Source organism: Methylobacterium sp. E-005 (genome assembly GCF_022829725.1).
GTDB lineage: Bacteria > Pseudomonadota > Alphaproteobacteria > Rhizobiales > Beijerinckiaceae > Methylobacterium.
Window position 1 is genome coordinate 40,794 of the sequence record NZ_JAKSYG010000028.1, and the last position, 21,479, is coordinate 62,272.

Sequence of the window (21,479 nt, forward strand, 5' to 3'; positions counted from 1 at the left end):
CACCCATCATGGCCCTGAGCCCCGCGGTCGCACCGCTGCGCAATCCGCCGAATCAGAGCACGACCGGCTCTGCCGCCGCGATCCGGGTGCTGGTGGCCGACGATTCCGCCGTGGTGCGCGGCCTCGTGGCCCGCTGGATCGGCGAGGCGGGGTTCGAACTGGTCGGCACGGCCTCGAACGGCCGGATCGCCATCGAGATGATCGCCAAGCACGACCCGGACGTGGTCCTGCTCGACATCGAGATGCCGGAACTCGACGGCACCACGGCGCTGCCGCGCATGCTCGCCATGAGCCCGAGCGTGCAGGTCGTGATGATGTCGACGCTGACCACGCGCAACGCCGACATCTCGCTGAAATGCCTCGCCCTCGGGGCGGTGGATTACATCGCCAAGCCGGAGAGCAGCCGCGGCGTCACCACCTCGGACGTGTTCCGGGCGGAATTGATCGAGCGGGTGCGGGTTTTCGGGGCGGCCCGGTCCCGGACCCGGCGCCCGACCTCCGCGCCGTCGGCCCATCCGGCGCCCGTCGCCTACGCCCCCGCGCCGTCGGCGCATCCGGCACCGGCCGCGGCGCGCCCGCCGACCCCCTTCACCCTGCGGCCGAAGGTCCGCAGCCGCACGGCCCCCCGCGCCCTGCTGATCGGCTCCTCCACGGGGGGGCCGCGGGCGGTCGGCGAGATGCTGGAAGGGATCGGCGCGGCGGCCCTGCGCCGCCTCCCGGTGCTGATCGTGCAGCACATGCCGCCGATCTTCACGGCGGTGTTCGCCGAGCACCTGACCACCCGCACCGGAATCCAGGCCGCCGAGGGCAAGCCCGACGAGCGGATCGAGCCCGGCCGCATCTATGTCGCCCCGGGCGGCCGCCATATGGGCCTCGCCGCGGGCCCGAACGGACCGGTCATCAAGCTCACCGACGGGCCGCCGGTGAATTTCTGCCGGCCGGCGGTCGACGTCCTGTTCAAGGACGCGGCGGTCGTGTTCGGCGCCGCCACCGCCACCGTGATCCTCACCGGCATGGGCTCGGACGGCACCAACGGCGCCCGGGCGCTCACCGAGGCCGGGGGCCCGGTCCTCGCCCAGGATGAGGCGACCAGCACGGTCTGGGGGATGCCGGGCAGCGTCGCCCGGGCCGGCCTCGCCGAAGCGGTCCTGCCCCTGTCCGACCTCGCGACGGCTTTGCGCGCCATGATCACGGGTCAGCCGGCATGACCGAGCTTGAATTCGAATTCCTGCGCAGCTTCCTCAAGCAGCGCTCCGGTCTCGCGCTGACCGCCGAGAAGCGCTACCTCGTGGAGAGCCGGCTCACCCCGATCTGCCGCCGCTATGGGATCGGGAGCCTCGGCGAACTGATCAACGCGCTCAAGCTCGGCCGGAACGGCGCGATGGAGCGCGACGTGGTCGAGGCGATGACCACGAACGAGACCTTCTTCTTCCGCGACCGGATCCCGTTCGACCTGTTCCGCGACACGCTCCTGCCGGAGGCGCTGATCCGCAACGCCAGCCGCCGCAAGCTGCGGATCTGGTGCGCGGCCTCGTCCACCGGCCAGGAGCCGTACTCGCTCGCCATGCTGCTGCAGGAGGCGGCCCCCCGGATGCCGGGCTGGCAGGTCGAGATCGTGGCCACCGACATCTCCACCGAGGTGATCGAGAAGGCCAAGGCCGGTCTCTACAGCCATTTCGAGGTCCAGCGCGGCCTGCCGGTGCAGTGGCTGATCAAGTACTTCAATCAGGTCGGCGAGCAGTGGCAGATCGCCCAGAGCCTGCGCAGCATGGTGGATTACCGCCAGCTCAACCTGCTGCACAGCTTCACGGCGCTCGGCCAGTTCGACATCATCTACTGCCGCAACGTGCTGATCTATTTCGACGCGCCGACGAAGTCGGACGTGCTGGCACGGCTTGCCGCCCAGCTCGCGCCGGAGGGAGCGCTGTTGCTGGGGGCGGCCGAGACGGTGATCGGCCTGACCGACCGGCTCGCGCCCCATCCGAAGCATCGCGGCCTCTACACGCATGCCGCGCCGGCGGCGCGCCTGGGCGAGACGGCGATGCCGCTGCGGGTCGCGGCCGGCGTCTGACGCCGGTTCCCGGGCATCGCCACGGAGGTCGCGCGCCCGCGCGCCGCCTCCGCGGGGAGGCGGGCAGATCCGGATTTCAACCGGCCCCTCACATTGCGAGCGCCCCGGAAACGCGGTCTTAAGAAGCGCGTGGGTAATTTGCACACGGACCCGCCGCCGGGCGATTCCGGCAGATCCGTGCCCCGAGCCTCCCGATGAGTAGCATCAGTTCCACCACGACGGCGCAGCTCTACGCGCCGCGCTGGTCCAGCCAGGACAGCCCGCAGACGCGGATGGCCGATACGATCAGCAGCGCGCTGTCGGCCGGCAGTCTCAGCAGCACCGACGCCAGCGCCCTGACCAGCGCCCTGTCGTCGATCGATTCGAGCCTGACGGGCGACGGCACCGGCTCGGCCAGCGGCACGCAGGCCAAGCTCGACCCGTCCTCCATGAAGGACCGGATCGACAGCCTGATCGCCGATCAGGTGAGCAGCGGCAGCCTGACCAGCGATCAGGCCACCGAACTCAAGAACCTGTTCGCCAGCCACGGCCAGAGCACCCAGACGGCTGACGCGCAGGGCGGTAATGTCTCGGATGCCGGCGGCCCGCCCCCGGGGCCCCCGCCCGGCCCGCCGCCGGGCGACGCCGCCTCTGACAGCAGCCTGTCCGGTTCGTCGAGCAGCTCCGACCCGTCGTCGGCGAGCGATCTGCTCGCCAGCTTCCTCCAGCAGCTCCAGGGCAGCCAGTCGTCCAGCACCGGCTACGGGGCGAGCGGCACCAGCACCGGCACCACTATCTCGGCCCTGCTGGTCGACTTCCGGAGCTGACGCGACAGCGCCCCGGCGATGCGCCCATCGTCCGGCGCATCGCCCGCCTGCGCCCGGCGGGGTCGACCCCGGCCCCGCACCGCGGCATCGTCCCTCCGGCATTCGGGGGCCGGCGACGGCGGGGAGACGCGGCATGGCGGTAGGAATGACGGCGGAACGCGGGCTGCCCAAGGTCGCGTTCATCGGGACGGGCGGGACGATCTCGTCCCTCGGGCGCGACGCCCTCGACATCCTCGATTACACCGCCACCGACCGGCGCCTCGACGCCGGCGGCATCCTGGAGGCGGTCCCGGACCTGGCGGGGGTGGCCACGATGGTGCCGGTCCCGTTCCGGGCCGTGCCGAGCCCGGCGATCGGCTTCGCCGAGTGGCGCGACCTCGTCGGCCTGTGCGCGCGCCTCGCGGCCGAGCATCCCGACCTCGCCGGCATCGTGATCGGCCACGGCACCGCCACCCTGGAGGAGACCGCCTACGCGTTGAGCCTCACCCTGACGGTGGACCTGCCCGTGGTGCTGGTGGGCTCGCAGCGCCCGATGAGCGCGCTGTCGACCGATGCCAAGCTCAACTTGGTCGCGGCGGTTCGCACCGCGGCGGCACCCGAATCCCGCGGGCGCGGCGTCCTCGTGGTGCTCAACGACGAGATCCAGGCGGCCCGGGAGGTGACCAAGACCTCGGTGGCCCGGCTCCAGACCTTCCGGACGCCGGATTTCGGGGTGCTCGGCCATGTCGATGGTGACCATGTCCGGTACTATCGCCGCTCCGAGCGCGCGCACGCGCCGGGCACACCCTTCGACATCCGGACCCTGGCCGCGCTGCCGCGGGTCGACATCGCCTACGGCTACGCCGATGCCGACGGCACCGCCGTACGGGCGTTCCGGGCCGCGGGGGCCCGGGGCCTCGTGGCGGCGGGGCTCGCCCCCGGCATGGTCGCGCCCGGCGAGGCGGAGGCTCTTGAGGCCGCTGTGGCCGCCGGGCTCGTGGTGGTGATGTCGACCCGGGCCGGGAGCGGCGTGGTGCCGCTCACGACCCGCCTGCGCGACCGGGGCATCCTCAGCGCCGACAACCTGACCCCGCAGAAGGCCCGGATCCTCCTCGCCCTGGCGCTGACCGTCACGGCGGAGCCGGAGGCGGTGGCGCGCCTGTTCGCGACCTATTGAGGCTTTGCCGCGCCCGATGCCGCTGATCGATCCCGTCCGCTCCCTGCTCCTCGTCATCGACGTCCAGGTCCGGCTGATGCCGGCCATCGCGGCGGGTGCCGAGGTGATCGCCAACACGGGCCGCCTCAAAGCTGCCGCCGGGCTCCTCGACGTGCCGGTGCTGGTCACAGAGCAGAATGCCGGGGGCCTCGGGCCGACCGTGCCGGAGCTTGCCCCCGAGCCCGGGACGGCCTTTCCGAAGATGAGCTTCGGCGCCACGCGGGCGCCGGGCTTCCTCGACCGCCTGCCGGACGACCGGGACTGCGTGGTGACCGGCTGCGAGGCGCATATCTGCGTGCTGCAGACGGTGCTCGGTCTGCTGGAGGCGGGGCGGCGCGTCGCGGTGGTCGCCGATGCGGTGGGCTCCCGCAAGACCGAGAACCGGGATGCGGGACTCGCCCGGATGGCGGCCCACGGCGCCGAGATCGTCACCACCGAGATGGTGGTGTTCGAATGGCTCGGCACCGCCCGGCACCCGCGCTTCCGCGAGGTCGTCCGGCTGATCAAGTGAGGCCTCGTCCCGAACGGGGATCCCGAAGGGCGCAGCCCTTTGGTGGGGTGTCGGCGTGAAACCCCGACGAACGGATCCCCGGCCCCTGGAAGGGGGTGGGCGAGCCGTACCGCAGGGCTCTGCCCTGCACCCGCCAAAGGACCCGTCCTTTGGAATCCCGTGACTGGGCCGTGATCAGCCTCCGTCGAGCGCCGCCCGGGTCTGGGCATCGGGGCCGATATCGTCGGTCCCCGCCATGCCCAGCACCTCGATCAGCCGGACCCGGGCGCGGCTGACTCGGCTCTTGATCGTGCCGACCGCGACGCCGCAGATCGCCGCCGCCTCCTCGTAGGTGAAGCTCTGGGCGCCGACCAGGACCAGCGCCTCGCGCTGGGCGGCCGGGAGCTGGTTCAGGGCGCTCTGGAACTGCGCCATCTCCATCCGGACCTCCTGCTCGGGCAGGCTGGTCAGCCGGGCGGCATGGACCCCGTCGGCATCCTCGACCTCACGCTTCCGCTTGCGCTGCTCCGAGTAGAACAGGTTGCGCAGGATCGTGAACAGCCACGCGGTCAGGTTGGTGCCCCGGCGGAAGCTCGCGGCGTTGATCCAGGCCCGGACCAGGGTGTCCTGCACGAGGTCGTCCGAGCGGTCGAGATCGTAGGTCAGGGAGAACGCGAAGGCCCGCAGCGCCGGGATCGCCCCGAGCAGGAGATCGCGCATCTCGGGATCGGCGCCTGACGGGGCCGGGCCGGATCCGCTCCCCGCAGGGGCGGCTTGGAGCAACAGGGTCATGGCTGGGCCTCCGTGTCGGCGAGGGCGTCGAGGAGCGTCAGGAGCCGATCCGGGACCGGCAGGGCCAGGACGTCCGCGTAGTGCAGGCGCAGGCCACGCCCGATCCGCTCCTGGACCGCCGCATCGATCGCGCGTTGGGGCGCGGGGGGGCGCCGTGCGGACGGGAACGCGACGACCGTGTCGGCCGCATCCGCCCGCGGGGCGGTGGAGACCGCCCGCTCGTTCTTGCTCCCCGACATGGTTGCGCCCCGTACCGTGCGCGATGGCCCCGCGGGGTCCTGCGATTCGCCGCTTCGGTCCGTCGCCGGGCCGTGGCGGAAACGCGTCTCATCGCCTTCCGGCGGCGCTGTTAGGCCTTACGGATTTAATCGGTTCTGAATTACGCATTCAGGTAATCTTAATCTTGAAATGGCCCAGCTTATCTGAGTTTTTGCAAAATATATCTTCGGTTACAATCCAGCAATACTTATTTATAGCTTGGCCGTAGTGAATATGAGCCGCGCGGCCTGAACGGCGGATGACCGGCGCGGACGATCCCGGCTTCGCGTCCCCCATCACCCGCAGAGGGGGAGGGAAGGCGCGTGGGGTGCCAACCGACGCTCTGGGGGATCAGGAACGCCGTCCGTCAGCGGACGTCCGGACGCGGATCCGGAACGAAGCCGTCGCGGTTCGGCATCCGCACCGCCGCCAGGGCATGGGCGTCGAGCACCGCCCCGTCCGGCACGAGCCCGTTCAGGTTCAGGATGTAGGCCGAGACCGCGTAGACCTCGTCGGCGCTGAGCGATTCCGGCGCGTTCATCGGCATGGCCCGGCGGATGTAGTCGAACAGGGTCGGCGCATAGGGCCAGAAGCTGCCGACCGTCTTGAGCGGCTTGGCCGAGGCCAGGCTGCCCTGGCCGCCGACCAGCGGATCGCCGACCCCGCCCTCGCCACGCGCCCCGTGGCAGGCGGCACACTGCGCCTCGAACACCGCGTGGCCCTGCGCGACGCTGCCGCTGCCCGGCGGCAGCTTCCGGCCGTCGCGGTCGATATCGATGTCCCAGGCCGCGATCTCGGCCGCGGTGGCCGGGCGACCGAGGCCGTAGCGCTCCGCGGCCGAGGCTGCGCCGGCAAGGCCGAGCAGCAGGAAGGCGGCTGCCAGCGCGCGGGCGTTACGCATAGCCATTGGTCACCTCGCCGCTCTCCGCGATGCGCCAGGGCACGGTCGCGTTGTTGTGGTAGAAGGACTTGAGCCCCCGCACCGCCGTGAGATCGGACAAACTCGGCTGCACGTAGCCGGTCTCGTCGATCGCCCGGCTCATGAGGGTGGTCGGCTGGCCGTCCCAGGTCCAGGGCAGGCGGAAGCGGGTCAGCGCCCGGGTCAGGACCGGTTCCTGCAGGGCCGCCTCCTGCCAGCTCCTGCCCCCGTCGGTCGTGACCTGCACGCCCCGGATCTTGCCGCGCCCGCTCCAGGCGATGCCGGTGATCTCGTGGAAGCCGGGGGCGATCCGCTGGGTGCCGGAGGGCCGGGTGATGATCGACTTCGCCTCCATGACGAAGGTAAATTGCCGCGCCGTGCCGTCCGGCATGGAATCCGTGTACTTGGCGGTCTCCTCGCGGGAATAGGCCGGCTCCGCCGTCACGTTGAGGCGGCGCAGCCACTTCACGTTCATGTTGCCCTCGAAGCCGGGCAGGAGCACCCGGAGCGGATAGCCCTGCTGCGGCCGCAGGCGCTCGCCGTTCTGGCTGTAGACCAGCAGCGCGTCGTCCAGGCACTTTGCGATCGGGATGCTGCGGGTGAGGGCGGCGGCGTCGGCCCCCTCCGCGACGACCCATTGGGCCTCCGGCTTGAGCCCGGCCTCGCGCAGCACCGTGGCGAGGCGCACGCCCGTCCATTCGGCGCAGCTCACGAGGCCGACGAGGTCCGAGGCCGTCTTGCCCTTGATGGCCTCGAAGCCCGGATTTCCGGAGCATTCGAGGAAGTGGATGTGCGATTCCGACGGGAAGCGGCGGATGTCGTCCATCGTCAGGATCAGCGGCGTCTCGACGAGCCCGTGGATCATCAGCCGGTGCCGGGCGGGGTCGATGTCGGGGATGCCGCCGTGGTGGCGCTCGTAGAACAGGCCGTTCGGCGTGAGGATGCCGTCGAGATCCTGGAGCGGCGTGCGGCTCGACGCGGAGGTGTACTGCTTCAGGCCCTTGGGCACGTTGCGGATCACGTCCGCCTCGAAGCGCGAGGGCGTGCCGTAGGTCTGGCTGCCGACATCGGCGCCGGGCGCCTTCATCCACGCCGGGATGGCGGGGGGCGCGGCCTCCTCCGCCTGGGCACGTCCCCCCACGAGGGCGGCCGCCGCGGCCGCACCCTGGACGAGGAAGCGCCGCCGGGCCGGCGGATCGTCGGGATCGCGCGTCATCGCTTGTCTCTCCAGTCGATCGGCCCCCCGGGGGAGGATACCGGGTGAGCCCGCCGGCGCCTACCGGATCCCGAGCCCCGTGATGAGGCACAGGCTCACCGCGACGAGGACGGCGAGCGAGGCGGTGACCGCCAGGGTGACGCGGCCGCCGACCCGGGCCAGGACGCGGACATCGACGCCGAGGCCGAGCGCCGCCATGGACAGGATCGTGAGCACGCCCGCGAGCTGGGTCAGCGGCTTCACGGCGGCGTCCGGCACGAGGCCCAGCGAGCGGAAGGTCGCCAGCGCCAGGAAGCCGAGGATGAACCACGGCACCAGCTTGGCCAGCCCGGGACGGGCCGGGGCGGGCCGGGACGCGGCGGAGTCCGCCGTCGCCTGCGGCAGCCGGGGGGCGATCAGCGAGAAGGCCACCACCACGGGGCCGAGCATCAGCACGCGCACGAGCTTCACCAGGGTGCCGACCTGGGTCGAGAGCAGGCTGACCGGCACGGTGGCGGCCAGCACCTGCGGCACCGCGTAGACCGTGAGGCCCGCAAGCACGCCGTACTGGTTGTCGCTCAGGCCCGCGAAGGGCACGAACAGCGGCAGGCCGAGCACCATCAGCACGCCCAGCACGGCGGTGAACGCGATGGCGGCGGCAATGTCCTTCGGCTCGGCGCCGATCACGGGGGCCACGGCCGCGATGGCCGAGTTGCCGCAGATGGCGTTGCCGCAGGCCACCAGGATCGCCATCCGGGCCGGCAGCCCGAGCGCCCGGCAGATCGCGACGCTGGCCGCGATGCCGATCACCACGGTGCCGACGATGCCGGCGAGCAAGGCCGGACCGGAGGCGAGGATCGCCCCGAGACTCAGGGAGGCGCCGAGCAGCACCACGGCGACTTCAAGGAGCTGCTTCGCCGAGAAGGCGATGCCGGCGCGGAAGCGCGCGTCCGGCGTCCAGGTGGTGCGCACCGCGATGCCGATCAGGATCGCCAGCACCAGGGCTTCGACGTAGGGGTGGCCGGTGGCGCGCTCCTCCAGCGCCTGGGCGGCCATCGCCACGGCGGTGATCGCCGCGCACAGGCCGATGCCGGGCAGGAGCGAAAAGCCGAGGCCGGTTCCGGCGGCCCGGGATGCGGCGCCCGCGGCGGGTTTCGAGGAGGCGTCAGCGCTCATCAGGGTCGCTCCCCGGAGGACGGACAGTCGGCTCCGTGCCGGTGACGCCCCCAGTCAACGCAGGACCGACAGGTAGTGGACCTCCTGCGTCAGGCAGGTCGAGAGGCGCCATTCCACCGGCCGCTCCTCCAGGTCGATGGCGATGCGGTCGATCTCCAGGGCCGGCGTGCCGGCCGGGGCCTGGAGCAGATCCGCCTCGCGGGCACCCAAAGCCACCGCCTTCAACCGCTCGTTGGCGGTCGCGATCGTGATGCCGTAGCGGGTCGCGTAGAGGCTGTAGAGCGTGTTGGGCAATTCGAGTGTGGCGATGCCCGGGAACAGGTTCGCCGGCACGCTGATCGTCTCGGCCACGCAGAGCCGCGCGTCGACGGCGCGGACGCGCGCGATCCGCACCACCCGGGCGGTACGCACGAGGTCGAGCCGCCCGCGCTCGTCGGCGCTGGCGGCGGCCTCCACGATCCCCGTGACGCGGCTGGTCGGCATGCCGACGCCGTCATCGTCCGGGCGCAGCTTCAGGAAGCGGAAGACGCTCTGTTTGTCGTCGTGGTCGGCCACGAAGGTGCCGCGACCCTGGCGGCGCACCAGCAGGCTGTCGGCGGTCAGCGCGTCGAGGGCCTTGCGCACCGTACCCTGGCTGACGCCGAGCTCGGCGGCGAGCTGCCCCTCGCTCGGCAGCATCTGGCCGGGCTGCCAGACCGCGTCGGCGAGGCGCTTCAGCAGCATGTCGTAGACCTGCCGGTACAGCGGCCGGAAGCCGACGCCGCCGGGGCGTCCCGCACCTGCCTGCCCTTCGCCTGACCGTTCCATCGCGTGACGACGCCGAGCCCCACCTGCGGGCAGAGCGTCGAAGGTTGTGTCCAGCACCGCTCCCTCCCCTCGCTTACGTCGGCCCGCCGAGCGGGGCAATACGCTTCACAGCGCCTTGATTTCAGCCACGAGCGTGTCGGCCACGTCGAGCCCCGCCTCGGCCGCGCGGCGCAGCGCCAGCCGGCGACCGCCCGGCAGCCGGGCCCCGTCCTGCCCCTCGATCGCCCCGGCCAGCACGGCGAAGCGCTCCGGCGCGTCCGGGCTGAGCGCCGCCGCGTCGAGGGCGATGATCAGCTGGCCCGTGCCCGGCGGGTCCCCCGCGGCGTCGAGGAACGAGGAGGCCTCCCCTGCAAAGCGCGCGCCGACGAGCCCGGCGGCGAGCAGCTCGACCATCAGGGCGAGCGCCGTGCCCTTGGCGTCGCCCAGCGGCACCATCGTGCCGTCGAGGGCGGCCTTCGCGTCCGTGGTCGGGCGCCCCTCGGAATCGAGGGCCCAGCCCTCGGGGATCGGCGCGTCACGCCTGGCCGCCCCGACGATGTTGGCCCGGGCGACCTTCGAGAGGGCGAGGTCGATCACGATCGGCGCCCGGCCCGGCAGCGGGCACGCGAAGGCCAGCGGGTTGGTGCCGAACACGGCCTGCCGCCCGCCCCAGGGCGCCATGGCGGCGGGCGTGTTGGCGAAGAGGAGCGCGACGCAGCCCCGCTCGGCCAGCGCCTCCACCGGCCGCCCCGCGGCGCCGCAATGATGGGAGCGGCGGATGCCGGCCGCCGCAATCCCCTGGTGGCGGGCCAGCCCGGGCAGCGCCTCCAGGGCGAGGTCGAGGGCCGGATAGGCGAAGCCGTAAGCGGCATCGATGGCGAGCAGGCCCGGCCGCGGCTGTTCCGCCCGGGGGACCGCGTCGCCCGCGACCTTGCCGGTGCGGACCTGCGCGCCGTAGGGCGCGACCCGCGACAGGCCGTGACCCTTCAGGCCGTCCGCCTCCGCGCCGACCAGCGCCCGGGCGACGCTCCGCGCCGCGGCCCCGGCGGTGCCGCAGCGGATGAGCGCCTGGGCGGCGAGGTCCTCGGCCTCCGGCCGGGTCAGGACCGGCATCGGCTCAGCGTTCCGTGAGGTGGCGGCGCACCGCCCGGGCCGTGACGGACGAGACGCGCACGTTCGATTCCTGGGTCACCCCGGCGATGTGCGGCGTCAGGATCAGGTTCGGCACGTCGGCGAAGACCGCGCCGGCCTCCGCGTCGAGGGGCTCGCGGTCGAACACGTCGAGCGCCGCGCCGCCGAGATGGCCGGCGCGCAGGGCGGACGCCACCGCGGCCTCGTCCACGATCCCGCCCCGCGCGGCGTTGATCAGCACCGCGCCCTTCGGCATCCGGGCGAGGGCACCCGCGTCGATCAGGCCGCGGGTCTGGTCGGTGAGCGGCACGTGCAGGGAGAGGACGTCGCTCTCCGCGATCAGCGCGTCGCGGTCGAGGCGGCGCACCGGGCCGTGATCCGGCGTCCAGGCGGGATCCCCGGCCTCCACGAACGGGTCGTGGGCGGCGATCGCCATCCCCAGGGCCGCGGCCCGGCGGGCGGTCTCCCGGGCGATGGAGCCGAAGCCCAGCAGGCCCAGCCGCTTGCCGCCGATCTCGCGGCCCATCAGAGCGTTGCGCGGCCACGTGCCGGCGGCGACGCGGGCCGTCGCCCCGTAGGCGCCGCGCAGCAGCAGCATCGCGGTGGCCACGACGTACTCGGCCACCGCCCCGTCATTGGCGCCGGTCGCCGGGTAGACCGCAATGCCCCGGTCCTGGCAGGCCGGGACGTCGATGTTGTCGAGCCCGACGCCCAGGCGACCCACCACCTTGAGGTCCCGCGCGGCCTCCAGCATGGCGCCGCGCACCTGGGTCCGGTTGCGCACGATCAGGGCGTCGGCACCGGTCAGCGCTGCCGCCAGCGCGTCCGGCCGGTCGACGAGGCCGGGATCGTATAGGGTGTCGAAGCCCGCGAGCTCCGCGGCGATCGCCGCCTCGTCCATGAACTCGCTGATGACGACTTTGGGCATGGGCACTCCTTCTCAGGTCGACGGCACGGCGGCCAGCAGAGGACGGCGGAAGGCCGCGGCCGGCTCGTCGGGGGGAGGCGTGTCCGCGGTCTCCCCGTCGTCGAGCAGGTCGAGATCCGGGGTGATGCGGCCGTCGAGCACCGCCCGGGCCTGGGCGAGGTCGATCTTGCCCTCCCAGCGGGCGATCACGAGGGTCGCCACCATGTTGCCCACCGTGTTGGTGATGCAGCGCAGCTCGTTCAGGATGCGGTCGATCCCGATGATCAGGGCGATGCCCGCCACCGGCAGAAGCTGCGAGGCCTGGAGCGTCGCGGCCAGCACGAACAGGATGGCGCCCGCCACCCCCGCCACACCCTTCGAGGTGACGAGCGCGATGGCCAGGATGCCGAGTTCCTGCTCCCAGGTCAGCGGGATGTTGAGGGCCTGGGCGATGAAGCCGACCGCCATGGTCAGGTAGATGCACGAGCCGTCCATGTTGAACGAGAGCCCGGCCGGCATCACGAGGCCGGTGACGCTCTTGTCGACGCCGAGCCCGTTGAGCTTGGCCATGATCGGCGGCAGCACCGATTCCGAGCTGGTGGTGCCGAGCAGGATGAACAGCTCCTCCCGGCTGTAGCGGAACAGCTTCCACAGGCTGAGGCCCACGTAGAAACGCATCACGCCGCCGAGGAAGACCGCGATGAATACGAAGAACGTCAGGTAGAGCGAGACGACCAGCAGCCCGTACTGGGCCAGGATGCCGAGGCCGAACTTGCCGATGGTGAAGGCCATCGCCCCGAAGGCTCCCACCGGTGCCACGTGCATGATCAGGCCGACGACCTTCATCAGCACCTCCCCGAAGGCGTGGACCACCTTCAGGGGGAACTCGCCCTTCTTGCCCAGCATCGCCAGGCCCATGCCGACGAGCACCGAGAAGAACATCACCTGGATCAGGTCGCCCTTGGCGAAGGCGTCGACCGCGCTGTGCGGGATGATGTTGGCGATGATCTCCATCGGCGATTGCGCGTGGGCCTTGCCGGCGATGCCGGCCACCAGCTTGGAATCGAGGCTCTCCACGGTGGCGTTCACGCCGTCGCCGGGGCGCAGCAGGTTGACGAACAGCAGGCCGGCGCCGAGCGCCACCGTGGTGGCGGCCTCGAAATACACGATCGTCTTCAGGCCCATCCGCCCGACGCTCTTCAGGTCGCCGACATGCGCGATGCCGACCACGACCGTGCAGAAGATGACGGGGGCGACGATCATCTTGATCAGGTTGATGAACATGTCGCCGAGGATCTTGCAGCCCACGGCGATGTCGGGGGCGACCACGCCGAGCGCGATGCCGAGGGCAATGCCGAGCAGAACCTGGCCGTAGATCGACCGCAGCAGCCTCATGCGTTCCTCCAGTGTGACAGGATGGAAGAACGCCGCGATGTGCCCCGCGGTTGTGCTCCCCTCGTGGTCCGGACCCCGTGGCGTCGGGGCGGCGTCCGCGGACCGTGATCCGAGGATGCCGGACTTAGAGCACTCTCCACCGAAGCGGATGCCGGCTCGGCGCAGGAGTGCGCGACGAAACAGGGACTGAGAGCCATGCCTGATGGCAACGCGATCGGGCATGGCTCTGGAGGTGCGCGTCAGGCGCTGCGGTAGAGCTTGGTCATCACGAATTCCCGATGGCCGAGGGATTCGGCCGCCGTGAGCCGGCCGTTGGCGGTGCGCACCACCATGTCGATCAGCGCGTCGCCGGCCTGCGGGATCGTCATCTCGCGGCTGAGCACGCCCGAGACGTCGACATCGATATGCTCGCCCATGGTGCGCACGGTGCGGGGATTGCCGGTGATCTTGATCACCGGGACGATCGGGTTGCCGATCACGTTGCCCTGTCCCGTGGGGAAGGTGTGCACCACGTAGCCCGCCGCCGCCATCAGGGTGACGCACTCGGCCGCCGCCGAGGACGTGTCCATGAAGTAGAGGCCGGGCCCCTTGGCGGGGGCCTCGGCGGGCTGGAGCGCGTCGATGAACCGGCATTCGTGGCCGATCTTCTCGAGGTTGCCGAGGGCCTTCTCCTCGATCGTGGTGAGGCCGCCCGCGATGTTGCCCTTGGTCGGCTGCGAGTCGGACAGATCGTCGGTCTTGTGGGCCTCGATCACGTCGTCCTGGTAGGCCTTCCACATCCTGTACCACTTGTCGGCGATGTCCGGGCTGGCCGCCCGCTCGCGACAGAGATGCTCGGCGCCGGTGATCTCCGAGGTCTCGCCGAACACCCCGTAGATCCCGTGCGGGATGAGCTTGTCGTACATGTTGCCGACGGTGGGGCAGGAGGCGAGGCCGGTGGTGGTGTCGGACTCGCCGCACTTGGTCGAGACCCAGAGGTCGGCGATCGGGCATGCCTCGCGCTGCAGCTCGGTCGCCCATTGCACGAAGCGCTTGGCCTGGTAGCTCGCCTTGGCGATGATTGCGATGTCGCCGTGGCCCTCGATGCCGAAGCCGCAGACCGGCTTGCCGGTCTTGGCGATGCCCTCGACCACGCGGTTGGTCCACTGGTCCTCGATGCCGATCACCACGACGGCGGCGACGTTCGGGTTCGAGCCGATGCCGATCAGGGTGCGGAAGTGAAGATCCAGATCCTCGCCGAACTGGAGCCGGCCGTAGGCGTGGGGCAGCGCCATCGTGCCCTTCACATTGTTGGCGACCGCCTCGCAGGCGGCGTTGGACAGATCGTCCAGCGGCAGGAGCACGACGTGGTTGCGCACGCCGACCCGGCCGTTCTCCCGGCGCCAGCCCATGAAGGTGGCGGCCGTGTCGTCCTGCGAGGCGCGCTGGGTCGCGAGCGCCGGCGTGGCGAACTGATCAGGGGCACCGCCGACGAAGGGGGTGGCGATCTCGTGTTCGAGCTGAGCGGCTTCCTTGAACATCGTCACCTCACCAGCGCTTCGTCTTGACGTTGTGAACGTGGACGTGCTCGCCCTTGGCGACGTCCTTGATGACCTTGCCGATGTCCTGGCCGTACTTGATGGCCGTATCGCCGGCCTTCAGGTCGGTGAGCGCGACCTTGTGGCCGATTGGGATGTCGTGGCGGACATGGACCGCGAAGGTGGTGTCGTTCTCGGTGATCACCCCGAAGGCGTCGGTGTCGGCGCTCAGGCCCTCGATCACCGCGACGGCGACGTTGTCCTGGGGGGAATGGGCGAGAAGATGCGGCTTGCGGTGCCCCTCGCCGGACGCGGCGTGGCTGCTCATGCGGTCCTCCTGGTCGTAATCGTCGGCTTCGCGGCGGCGACTTGTCTTATATAAGACTAACGAGAAGAGGGGCGTCAACGGGTGATTGTGCGACGGCGGTGATTGCATTCATTCGGGGTTGAAGCATCCGGCCCTGCAGGGCGCGACGTGCCCCCTCTCCCGTGCGGGAGAGGGTCGGGGTGAGGGATGAGAAGCTTCAGGATGGGGCGCGCCTTCGTGCGCTGGTGGATGATGAGCCCTATCCGGAAAGACCTGATCCCTCATCCTGTCCCTCCCCCGCACGGAAAGGGGACCCGCGCCGTATTCTGCAACCGCATCGCGGCCCACACTGTGTGGGTCTGACAGCTTCAAAGGACGGGGAGGGTGCGCGGCAGATCCAGGCAGCCTGTCCAGCAAGCGACTGACGCCACTCGCGCGAGTCGGTCGGGGTACTTCCCCAGAAACCGGGTACGACGCCCGCAGCTTGCCTCACACGCGAAGTCTTATATAAGATACATACAAAATGAGCCCGCTTCAGCGGGGCGGCGGTCCGGAGGACAAGGATGGCGGTTGCGCGGGCGTTTGCCATCGACCGGCCCGGGCGCCCCCGGTGAACGACACGCTCCTCCTCATCCTCTGCGTCGGCTGTGCCGGTCTGGTCTCCGGGCTGACGGGTTTCGCCTTCGCGCTGATCGCCTCCGGCACCTTGCTCTCGATCCGTACGCCGGTCGAGGCGACCGCCCTGGTTCTTGTCTGCAGCATCCTCTCGCAGGTGATCTCGATCCTGCGCCTGCGGACCTGGCCGCCGCGGGGCACCGCCTTCGCGATGATCCTGCCCGGCCTCGTGGGCGCACCGATCGGCATCCATCTTCTGCACGACCTCGATCCGCGCTTCATCAAGGTCGCGATCGGCACCTTCCTGTTGCTCTACAGCGGCGGCATCGCGCTTCTGCGCGCCGATTACCGGGTGGGATTCGGCAATCGCTGGAGCGACGGCGCGGTCGGTTTCCTCGGCGGCGTACTGGGCGGCATCGCGGGCCTGTCCGGGGCGCTGCCGACGGCCTGGAGCCTCGTGCGCGGCTGGGAGCCCCGCACCCAGCGGGCGGTCTACCAGTCCTTCACCCTGGTGATGCAGATCTGGGCGCTGACGATCCTCGTCACCCTCGATCCGCTGCCGCCCGAACTCGTCGGCGACCTCGCCCTGGCGCTGCCGGTGGTGCTGGTGAGCGTGCTCGCCGGGCTCGCGCTGTTCGCCCGGATCGACCAGCGGCGCTTCCGGACCCTGGTCCTGGCGCTGCTCGCCGCGATCGGGCTGACCACCACCGCGCTGGCGCTGCCCGGCCTGCTGTCGGGCAGAGCGCAGCCGGACCGGTGCCTGTTTCGGTGGCCAGGGGTCTAGCCACCCCGGCGGAGCATCGGCGCCGGCACGCTCTCGATCATCACGTTGATGCAGGCCGGCAGGCCGCTGGCCTGGGCCGCCTCCAGCGCCGCCGGAAGCGCGGCCGCCTCGGTCACCAGCGCCCCGAAGCCGCCGAGCGCCTGGACCACCGCGTCGTAGCGGGTCGGGAGCAGGTCGCAGTGGCGGGCCCGGTCGGGACCGTAGCTGCGCAGCTGGATCTGGTGCTCGGCGTTCCAGCGCGCGTCGTTGCCGACCACCGCGATCAACGGGATGCCATAGCGCACGGCCGTGTCGAACTCGGCCATGTGGAAGCCGAAGGTGCCGTCGCCCAGAATCGCGACGACGGGGGCGCCGGGGCGCTCGAGCACGGCGGCGAGCGCGAAGGGGATCGACGCGCCGATCGTGCCCGAGACGCCGTTGATCAGCCGCCGTCCGGCCCGGACCAGAGCCTGCGGCCATTGCCCGATCTCGCCGCCGTCGCAGATCAGCGTGCCGTCGGGGTGATCATCCAGGAAGGCCGCGACCGCCCGGCACAGCTCCACCGGGTGCAGGCGCCCTTCATTCCCGCGTCGATCCGCCCAGGCTGGTGGCCGATAGGCGAGGGCGGCCCGCGCCTCCCGGTGCCAGGCCTCCCGCCGGGGATGGGCGGTCGCGCGTAGGGTCAGCGCCGCCAGGACCGGCCGCGGATCGGCGAGGCCTGAAACGACGAGCCGGTCGGCCGGCGCGCGGGCGAGGAGCGCCGGATCCGGGTCGACGAGGGCGAAGCGACAATCCGGGGCAAGGGCGGGCGCCGCGCCGAAGCGCAGGGTGAAGTCGAGGGGCTTGCCGAGGAGGACGAGGAGGTCGGTCCGCGCCAGGATCTCGGCGAAGGCACCGAGCGCGGGATCGTTGATGCCGCGCGGGCTCTCCATGCCGACGACCGGCAGGCCGATCGTCTCCTCCAAAGCCGCCAGGGCGGCCCGGCCGGAGGTGTCGCACAGGGCCGGGCCGCAGGCGATCAGCGGCCGTTCCGCCCCTGCCAGCGCGGCGAGCAGGTCGGCCACCAGATCGGGCGCCGGCTCGGCAATGCGGATCGCGGCCTCCGCCCGGTCCGGGATCCGCACCGAGGCGGCGGGGACGGCCGTCTCCAGCAGGTCGACCGGCAGGCTGAGATGGACCGGGCCGGGCCGCCCCTCCCGGGCGATCCGGAAGGCCCGGGCGAGGTCCGGCCCGAGGGCGGCGACCGAGCCGGCGGTCCAGGCGGCCTTGGTCATCGGCCGGGCGATGTCGGCTTGGGCCAGCTCCTGGAAGGCGCCGCGCCCGAGCTCGGACAGGCCCGCATGGCCGGAGAGCAGCAGCACCGGGGACTCCGCCGCCAGCGCCGTGATGAGCGTCGCCGCGCCGTTGGTGTGGCCCTGTCCGCCCGTGACCAGCGCGACCCCGACCTCGCCGGTCAGCCGGCCCCAGGCATCGGCCATGTGGACGCAGGCCGCCTCGTGGCGGGTGTGCACGAGGGCGATCCCGGTCTCCAGCAGGGCGTCGAAGACCGGCATGATGTGGTTGCCCGACAGGGTGAAGATCCGGGTGACGCCGAGCGCCTCCAGGGGCCGGGCGACGATGTCGGCACCGCGCAGGGTCTGCATGGCTCAAGCCTCCTCAGGCGGCGCGGGGCGAGTTCCGGCTGCACGGGGGTAGATGCAACGGCTCCATCGCGCCGTCGAGCGCTGGCGTACCGCCCTGTGATGCGCGGTCGCGGGATTCGAGGCCCGCAGAAATTCCGCGCGGACCTGCGCGCCACGGCGGCCGGTGCGAGCGGGCGCCCGGGGGAGTCCGGCTTCGTTGCGGATCGGGCGAGCTCCGCTTCGGAGGGCCCCGCTCACCGGTGATCGGCGAGGTTGCCCTTGACGACGTCGTCCTGCGCCCGGCGGCCGAGCCGTTACGGCGCGTATTGGTGGCGCCGTGTTCCGGTGGCTGCGGACAGCCTCATCACGGGCGTGGATCCAAGGTGCCGTCAGGACCGTCTGAGGTCCTCGGGCTCCTCTGTGCCCGCTGGAATCACGGTCTTGTGGTGCCGGTGGAGAGGATTGAACTCCCGACCTTCGGTTTACAAAACCGCTGCACTACCGCTGTGCTACACCGGCATGCGCTCTGAAACCGTTGACGAAATTGGCGGTTTCGGTGCGTCAGAAGTGCGTTTGACTACGTTTGACGGCACTTCGTCAAGGCACAGATCTCGGCACATTCCGTTCACTGCCCGTTCGCGCTACCCTGCGGGCGAGATCAACACGCCGGCTCCCGCGGAAATCGGGGGTCGGCACAAAGAGTCGGCACAGTTTGGATGGCCAAAGAGATCCCCAGCGTCGCCGACCTTCGCCGCAAATCCGAGGTGTCGGACGAGGAGATCGAGGCTGCGACCGCGGCCTATCTCGCGAACGAATCGGCCAAGCCCTTCGCCTTCAAGTCCGGCCACACCATAGACGTCGCCAAGGCGATCGAGATGCACCCGCAGGCCAAGAAGCTGCTGGCTGACGAGGCGACCAAGCCGGGCCTGGGCCGCACAATGGTGAAAACCGCCGTGATCCTTGGCTTCCCGGTCCAGGGATGAGCGCCGACTCTCCAGAGGCTCGGATCCGCTGGAAAGCGCAGCTCGTGGCGTTCCTTATCCCCCATCTGCACGGCGATGAGGCCGAGCGAGATAGCGCGCTCAATGCCGTGATGACGGCAATCGATACAGCTCACAGCGAGGGCTTACGGCACGCAGCTCGGGTCTGCCGAGAAGTCGCTGAAAGGGCCGGACCGTATGGCGATGCGGCTGTGGCATTGGCCGAGACCATCGAGCAGATGGCTGCGCACGAGGACGAGCGGTCGGCCGAAGCTGCCCGGCAATGGCAGGACGGGCAATGAACGACCCCGATCATGTGCATCAGGTCGTCGTCACCCGCCTCGTGCGACAGCTCTACGGATTCGCGCAGGGACTCGGACTGGACGAGCAGGCCACCCGCGGCATCGTCAACCAGGTGATCAACGACATGCCGACGGCCCCAGACGATGATCGGCTCGCACGAGCTCGTGACCGAATGCTAATCGCGTCGGCATGATCGACGACACCGACCCCGTCCTTGACGCCGTCGAAGCGCTGCGGGCCGCTGGCATCGCCGTGGCGCCGATCGGTGACGACTTGGAGCGTTGGCATATCGGCGATCTGATCTTCTCGGATGCCGACGTGCTGCGGCTGGCCGAGAGCCGCGGGTTGGTCGAGGCGGCATAATCCGCTGATGCCGGAGATCCCCGCCCCTCGCGGCGCCCGGCCGCGCCACGACATCCGCCCGCGCGTGCTGGCGGCTCTCACACCTGAGCCATCGACCGCCACCGATATCGCCGAGCGCGCCGGGCTGCCCGGCCGAGAGCGAACCCTGCACGCCGCCCGTGCACTCGCGCGCCTGGAAGAAGACGGGCTTGCCGTCAGGGCCGGAACGCCTCAGGCGCCGCGCTGGAGTTCGGCAGCGGCCGCTCCCGCTTCTGAATGATCCGTGCCCGGTCCCGAAGGGTGACCTCGTGGGTGGGCCACTCCAGGCACGCCGCATCGAACGCGGCCTTCGCCACCGCCAGCGGGTAGATGGTGGCGAGATGCAGCTCGATGCCGCCGCCGCCCTCTCTCCAGACCTCAATCGTGTAAGGCACGCCCGGCGGTACCGGCGGGATCTGCTTAATCGGTTGCGGCAGCGTGATCGCGGCGAGGCACAGGTGTTCGTATTTCCGCACGGGCGGTGCCCCGGGCGGGCGCTGGTAGCGGCACGAGGCCGTCAGGTGCCGCAGGAGGTCGGTCGTTGAAATGTCCGGCCCGAACCGCTCGAGGAGGCTGGCGATGCTGTAGCGGCCCGAGCGCTTGCAAGATGCGCAATCGACCCACACCCGGCCGGGCTGCACATCACCCAGGCGCCCCATTCTGGTGCTCCCCGATTGCGAACAAGTGTGGAACAAACCTGATGCGACGGGCCTGTTCAACCGGCGCGGGCGGGGGCGGTCGAGATCGTGGTGGAGCGGTGTGGATGACGGGGCAAACCGCGTGTGAAATCAGGGGCTTCCTCGGCCCCAACGGTGATGTTTCAAGGGTGTCATGACCGAAGCGCAGAAGGCCTACCTGCAGGCGCTGGCCGACGTGCGATCCTGGCACCGCTGGCAGATCGGGCAGAGCATCGGTGACGCGCGGACCATGCAGGCGCACGAGTTGGCGATCGCTTGGCTCGATCAGCTGATCGCCGCGAAGAAGCGGCATGCGGCCGAGGACAAGGCAGATGGCGGGGAGCGTCAGCCCTGAGGTGAATGCCGATGCCGCAGATGCCGCCGAACCTCTGCGCGTCGACCAGCAACTTCCATGCGCCCTCGAGCAGCTCGAACACGCTCCACGTCGCGGATCCCAATCTGGTGCGGCGGAGCTTCGTTGGTGAAGGGCATCCGGCTGCGTATATCGCCGTAGTAGTCCGCTCCGCTCATCCCGAACCCGCCTTCGGTTACAGGGCCACCCTGCTGAGCATCGCCGGCGAGGGCAGCGGCCGGCAGTGCGGCAAGAATGATGGCAGCGAGAATCAGGCGCATCATAGAACAGGGCCTCGGCGGCACGGCGAATTTGAGGCGCCGCATCAGCGCGCCCGAGCCGCGAACTCCCAAATTGGCAAGCCCAGAGTCTGACCCTTCAAGGGCCGGTAGCCCGACGTTTGGGCGAACGCTACGCGGTCAGCATGGACAGCCTGGACCGCGGATGGGCCGAGCATCAGGGCGCCGCACGAGTCCACGCGCAGGGTGCCGCTCGTCGGATGCACGCCGAACAGCTCGGGCGCGGTCCAGCCGAGCCGGTGCGCTTCGGCGCCGTGCTGGTCGATAAACGCCAGCGCATTCTCGCGCACCGCCTTCCACTTCACCGGGGCGAGATACCGGCACGGCGAGGCGTGCTCTGACAAGCGTTCGATCTGGTCGCGCCAGGAGGCGACGGCGGGCGGGAGGTCTGACATGCCAGGGCGGGGGACGGCCGAATGGTTGCCGGCCCGCTAACCGTTCGCCCGGCCCCGCCCCGATCAGCTCACGGGCCGGGGGCGGGCGGCCGATCTTGTTACAGATCATATTGCACCGAATAAAAAGATCGTTGCGGACTCTCAGAC

25 protein-coding genes and 1 tRNA gene are annotated in these 21,479 nt (G+C 70.8%); 11 read left to right on the forward strand and 15 right to left on the reverse strand.

The annotated features are described in order from the left end of the window. The first annotated feature begins 8 nt into the window (after positions 1–8). From MKK88_RS02325 to MKK88_RS02345, 5 genes are all read left to right on the forward strand, one after another. On the forward strand, positions 9–1,208 hold the full coding sequence (locus MKK88_RS02325) for a chemotaxis response regulator protein-glutamate methylesterase (protein WP_243996976.1): 1,200 nt from the start codon (positions 9–11) through the stop codon (positions 1,206–1,208). After that, positions 1,205–2,071, forward strand: a complete 867-nt coding sequence (locus tag MKK88_RS02330; RefSeq protein ID WP_243996977.1) for a CheR family methyltransferase — start codon at positions 1,205–1,207, stop codon at positions 2,069–2,071. Before MKK88_RS02325 ends, MKK88_RS02330 begins: the two co-directional genes overlap by 4 nt. 194 nt (positions 2,072–2,265) lie before the next feature. Next, positions 2,266–2,877 (forward strand): hypothetical protein, encoded by a 612-nt coding sequence (locus MKK88_RS02335; protein ID WP_243996978.1) that lies wholly within the window; start codon positions 2,266–2,268, stop codon positions 2,875–2,877. A 133-nt stretch (positions 2,878–3,010) separates the two neighbouring features. Next, positions 3,011–4,033: an asparaginase gene (locus MKK88_RS02340; protein WP_243996979.1), complete on the forward strand. Its 1,023-nt coding sequence runs from the start codon at positions 3,011–3,013 to the stop codon at positions 4,031–4,033. A 16-nt stretch (positions 4,034–4,049) separates the two neighbouring features. Next, positions 4,050–4,583 carry an isochorismatase family protein gene (locus MKK88_RS02345; protein WP_243996980.1) on the forward strand — a complete coding sequence of 178 codons (534 nt, stop codon included), beginning with the start codon at positions 4,050–4,052 and terminating at the stop codon, positions 4,581–4,583. A gap of 174 nt (positions 4,584–4,757) precedes the next feature. Here MKK88_RS02345 and MKK88_RS02350 read toward each other — a convergent pair whose 3' ends face one another. The 11 genes from MKK88_RS02350 to MKK88_RS02400 all read right to left on the reverse strand — a co-directional run bounded on the left by MKK88_RS02350 (position 4,758) and on the right by MKK88_RS02400 (position 14,966). Further along, positions 4,758–5,354: a sigma-70 family RNA polymerase sigma factor gene (locus MKK88_RS02350; protein ID WP_243996981.1), complete on the reverse strand. Its 597-nt coding sequence runs from the start codon at positions 5,352–5,354 to the stop codon at positions 4,758–4,760. Next, on the reverse strand, positions 5,351–5,593 hold the full coding sequence (locus MKK88_RS34035; protein ID WP_409566605.1) for a NepR family anti-sigma factor: 243 nt from the start codon (positions 5,591–5,593) through the stop codon (positions 5,351–5,353). Before MKK88_RS34035 ends, MKK88_RS02350 begins: the two co-directional genes overlap by 4 nt. A 386-nt stretch (positions 5,594–5,979) precedes the next feature. Further along, positions 5,980–6,519 carry a c-type cytochrome gene (locus MKK88_RS02360; RefSeq protein WP_409566606.1) on the reverse strand — a complete coding sequence of 180 codons (540 nt, stop codon included), beginning with the start codon at positions 6,517–6,519 and terminating at the stop codon, positions 5,980–5,982. Next, positions 6,506–7,747, reverse strand: coding sequence for a sulfite dehydrogenase (soxC, locus tag MKK88_RS02365; protein ID WP_243996983.1), 1,242 nt, complete (start codon positions 7,745–7,747; stop codon positions 6,506–6,508). Before soxC ends, MKK88_RS02360 begins: the two co-directional genes overlap by 14 nt. A 60-nt stretch (positions 7,748–7,807) precedes the next feature. After that, positions 7,808–8,902, reverse strand: a complete 1,095-nt coding sequence (locus MKK88_RS02370; protein WP_243996984.1) for a putative sulfate exporter family transporter — start codon at positions 8,900–8,902, stop codon at positions 7,808–7,810. 54 nt (positions 8,903–8,956) lie between these two features. Further along, positions 8,957–9,766 (reverse strand): GntR family transcriptional regulator, encoded by an 810-nt coding sequence (locus MKK88_RS02375; protein WP_243996985.1) that lies wholly within the window; start codon positions 9,764–9,766, stop codon positions 8,957–8,959. A gap of 48 nt (positions 9,767–9,814) precedes the next feature. Beyond that, on the reverse strand, positions 9,815–10,801 hold the full coding sequence (locus MKK88_RS02380; RefSeq protein ID WP_243996986.1) for an Ldh family oxidoreductase: 987 nt from the start codon (positions 10,799–10,801) through the stop codon (positions 9,815–9,817). A gap of 4 nt (positions 10,802–10,805) precedes the next feature. Continuing rightward, positions 10,806–11,747 carry a hydroxyacid dehydrogenase gene (locus MKK88_RS02385; RefSeq protein ID WP_243996987.1) on the reverse strand — a complete coding sequence of 314 codons (942 nt, stop codon included), beginning with the start codon at positions 11,745–11,747 and terminating at the stop codon, positions 10,806–10,808. A gap of 12 nt (positions 11,748–11,759) precedes the next feature. Continuing rightward, entirely contained in the window at positions 11,760–13,121 is a 1,362-nt protein-coding gene (locus MKK88_RS02390) for a cation:dicarboxylate symporter family transporter (protein ID WP_243996988.1), read from the reverse strand. Between the two features lie 239 nt (positions 13,122–13,360). Next, positions 13,361–14,641 (reverse strand): UxaA family hydrolase, encoded by a 1,281-nt coding sequence (locus MKK88_RS02395; protein WP_279602028.1) that lies wholly within the window; start codon positions 14,639–14,641, stop codon positions 13,361–13,363. Between the two features lie 7 nt (positions 14,642–14,648). After that, on the reverse strand, positions 14,649–14,966 hold the full coding sequence (locus MKK88_RS02400; protein ID WP_243996989.1) for a UxaA family hydrolase: 318 nt from the start codon (positions 14,964–14,966) through the stop codon (positions 14,649–14,651). Between the two features lie 502 nt (positions 14,967–15,468). Here MKK88_RS02400 and MKK88_RS02405 point away from each other — a divergent pair. Beyond that, positions 15,469–16,344: a sulfite exporter TauE/SafE family protein gene (locus tag MKK88_RS02405; protein WP_243996990.1), complete on the forward strand. Its 876-nt coding sequence runs from the start codon at positions 15,469–15,471 to the stop codon at positions 16,342–16,344. Here the strand turns inward: MKK88_RS02405 and MKK88_RS02410 are convergent. Together MKK88_RS02410 and MKK88_RS02415 are read right to left on the reverse strand one after the other, a co-directional pair. Next, on the reverse strand, positions 16,341–17,966 hold the full coding sequence (locus tag MKK88_RS02410; protein ID WP_243996991.1) for a thiamine pyrophosphate-binding protein: 1,626 nt from the start codon (positions 17,964–17,966) through the stop codon (positions 16,341–16,343). The two genes, MKK88_RS02405 and MKK88_RS02410, sit on opposite strands and share 4 nt — an antisense overlap. 423 nt (positions 17,967–18,389) lie before the next feature. After that, a tRNA-Thr gene (locus MKK88_RS02415) sits at positions 18,390–18,464 on the reverse strand. A 197-nt stretch (positions 18,465–18,661) separates the two neighbouring features. On the opposite strand from MKK88_RS02415, the gene MKK88_RS02420 reads away from it, so the two are divergent. From MKK88_RS02420 to MKK88_RS02435, 4 genes are read left to right on the forward strand one after another with little or no spacing between them, the layout of a single operon-like run. Continuing rightward, a complete protein-coding gene (locus tag MKK88_RS02420; RefSeq protein ID WP_243996992.1) occupies positions 18,662–18,928 on the forward strand; it encodes a hypothetical protein in 267 nt (88 codons plus the stop codon). Further along, a complete protein-coding gene (locus MKK88_RS02425; RefSeq protein WP_243996993.1) occupies positions 18,925–19,227 on the forward strand; it encodes a hypothetical protein in 303 nt (100 codons plus the stop codon). The genes MKK88_RS02420 and MKK88_RS02425 overlap by 4 nt, the downstream gene beginning before the upstream one ends. After that, entirely contained in the window at positions 19,224–19,421 is a 198-nt protein-coding gene (locus MKK88_RS02430) for a hypothetical protein (protein WP_243996994.1), read from the forward strand. The genes MKK88_RS02425 and MKK88_RS02430 overlap by 4 nt, the downstream gene beginning before the upstream one ends. Further along, positions 19,418–19,591, forward strand: a complete 174-nt coding sequence (locus tag MKK88_RS02435; protein WP_243996995.1) for a hypothetical protein — start codon at positions 19,418–19,420, stop codon at positions 19,589–19,591. Before MKK88_RS02430 ends, MKK88_RS02435 begins: the two co-directional genes overlap by 4 nt. Positions 19,592–19,785: 194 nt before the next feature. On the opposite strand, the gene MKK88_RS02440 is transcribed toward MKK88_RS02435, so the two are convergent. Beyond that, positions 19,786–20,268: a hypothetical protein gene (locus MKK88_RS02440; protein ID WP_243996996.1), complete on the reverse strand. Its 483-nt coding sequence runs from the start codon at positions 20,266–20,268 to the stop codon at positions 19,786–19,788. A 172-nt stretch (positions 20,269–20,440) separates the two neighbouring features. Here MKK88_RS02440 and MKK88_RS02445 point away from each other — a divergent pair, with 172 nt between their 5' ends. Continuing rightward, entirely contained in the window at positions 20,441–20,641 is a 201-nt protein-coding gene (locus MKK88_RS02445; protein WP_243996997.1) for a hypothetical protein, read from the forward strand. Positions 20,642–20,963: 322 nt separating this feature from the next. On the opposite strand, the gene MKK88_RS02450 is transcribed toward MKK88_RS02445, so the two are convergent. Further along, complete coding sequence (locus MKK88_RS02450; protein ID WP_243996998.1) at positions 20,964–21,281, reverse strand: hypothetical protein; 318 nt, start codon at positions 21,279–21,281, stop codon at positions 20,964–20,966. Positions 21,282–21,479: the final 198 nt, after the last annotated feature.

Coding starts and splice junctions, on each gene's coding strand:
- MKK88_RS02325 (WP_243996976.1), top strand. CDS start 9: ATGGCCCTGAGCCCCGCGGTCGCACCGCTGCGCAATCCGCCGAATCAG.
- MKK88_RS02330 (WP_243996977.1), top strand. CDS start 1,205: ATGACCGAGCTTGAATTCGAATTCCTGCGCAGCTTCCTCAAGCAGCGC.
- MKK88_RS02335 (WP_243996978.1), top strand. CDS start 2,266: ATGAGTAGCATCAGTTCCACCACGACGGCGCAGCTCTACGCGCCGCGC.
- MKK88_RS02340 (WP_243996979.1), top strand. CDS start 3,011: ATGGCGGTAGGAATGACGGCGGAACGCGGGCTGCCCAAGGTCGCGTTC.
- MKK88_RS02345 (WP_243996980.1), top strand. CDS start 4,050: ATGCCGCTGATCGATCCCGTCCGCTCCCTGCTCCTCGTCATCGACGTC.
- MKK88_RS02350 (WP_243996981.1), bottom strand. CDS start 5,354: ATGACCCTGTTGCTCCAAGCCGCCCCTGCGGGGAGCGGATCCGGCCCG.
- MKK88_RS34035 (WP_409566605.1), bottom strand. CDS start 5,593: ATGTCGGGGAGCAAGAACGAGCGGGCGGTCTCCACCGCCCCGCGGGCG.
- MKK88_RS02360 (WP_409566606.1), bottom strand. CDS start 6,519: ATGGCTATGCGTAACGCCCGCGCGCTGGCAGCCGCCTTCCTGCTGCTC.
- soxC (WP_243996983.1), bottom strand. CDS start 7,747: ATGACGCGCGATCCCGACGATCCGCCGGCCCGGCGGCGCTTCCTCGTC.
- MKK88_RS02370 (WP_243996984.1), bottom strand. CDS start 8,902: ATGAGCGCTGACGCCTCCTCGAAACCCGCCGCGGGCGCCGCATCCCGG.
- MKK88_RS02380 (WP_243996986.1), bottom strand. CDS start 10,801: ATGCCGGTCCTGACCCGGCCGGAGGCCGAGGACCTCGCCGCCCAGGCG.
- MKK88_RS02385 (WP_243996987.1), bottom strand. CDS start 11,747: ATGCCCAAAGTCGTCATCAGCGAGTTCATGGACGAGGCGGCGATCGCC.
- MKK88_RS02390 (WP_243996988.1), bottom strand. CDS start 13,121: ATGAGGCTGCTGCGGTCGATCTACGGCCAGGTTCTGCTCGGCATTGCC.
- MKK88_RS02395 (WP_279602028.1), bottom strand. CDS start 14,641: ATGTTCAAGGAAGCCGCTCAGCTCGAACACGAGATCGCCACCCCCTTC.
- MKK88_RS02400 (WP_243996989.1), bottom strand. CDS start 14,966: ATGAGCAGCCACGCCGCGTCCGGCGAGGGGCACCGCAAGCCGCATCTT.
- MKK88_RS02405 (WP_243996990.1), top strand. CDS start 15,469: ATGAGCCCGCTTCAGCGGGGCGGCGGTCCGGAGGACAAGGATGGCGGT.
- MKK88_RS02410 (WP_243996991.1), bottom strand. CDS start 17,966: ATGCAGACCCTGCGCGGTGCCGACATCGTCGCCCGGCCCCTGGAGGCG.
- MKK88_RS02420 (WP_243996992.1), top strand. CDS start 18,662: ATGGCCAAAGAGATCCCCAGCGTCGCCGACCTTCGCCGCAAATCCGAG.
- MKK88_RS02425 (WP_243996993.1), top strand. CDS start 18,925: ATGAGCGCCGACTCTCCAGAGGCTCGGATCCGCTGGAAAGCGCAGCTC.
- MKK88_RS02430 (WP_243996994.1), top strand. CDS start 19,224: ATGAACGACCCCGATCATGTGCATCAGGTCGTCGTCACCCGCCTCGTG.
- MKK88_RS02435 (WP_243996995.1), top strand. CDS start 19,418: ATGATCGACGACACCGACCCCGTCCTTGACGCCGTCGAAGCGCTGCGG.
- MKK88_RS02440 (WP_243996996.1), bottom strand. CDS start 20,268: ATGGGGCGCCTGGGTGATGTGCAGCCCGGCCGGGTGTGGGTCGATTGC.
- MKK88_RS02445 (WP_243996997.1), top strand. CDS start 20,441: ATGACCGAAGCGCAGAAGGCCTACCTGCAGGCGCTGGCCGACGTGCGA.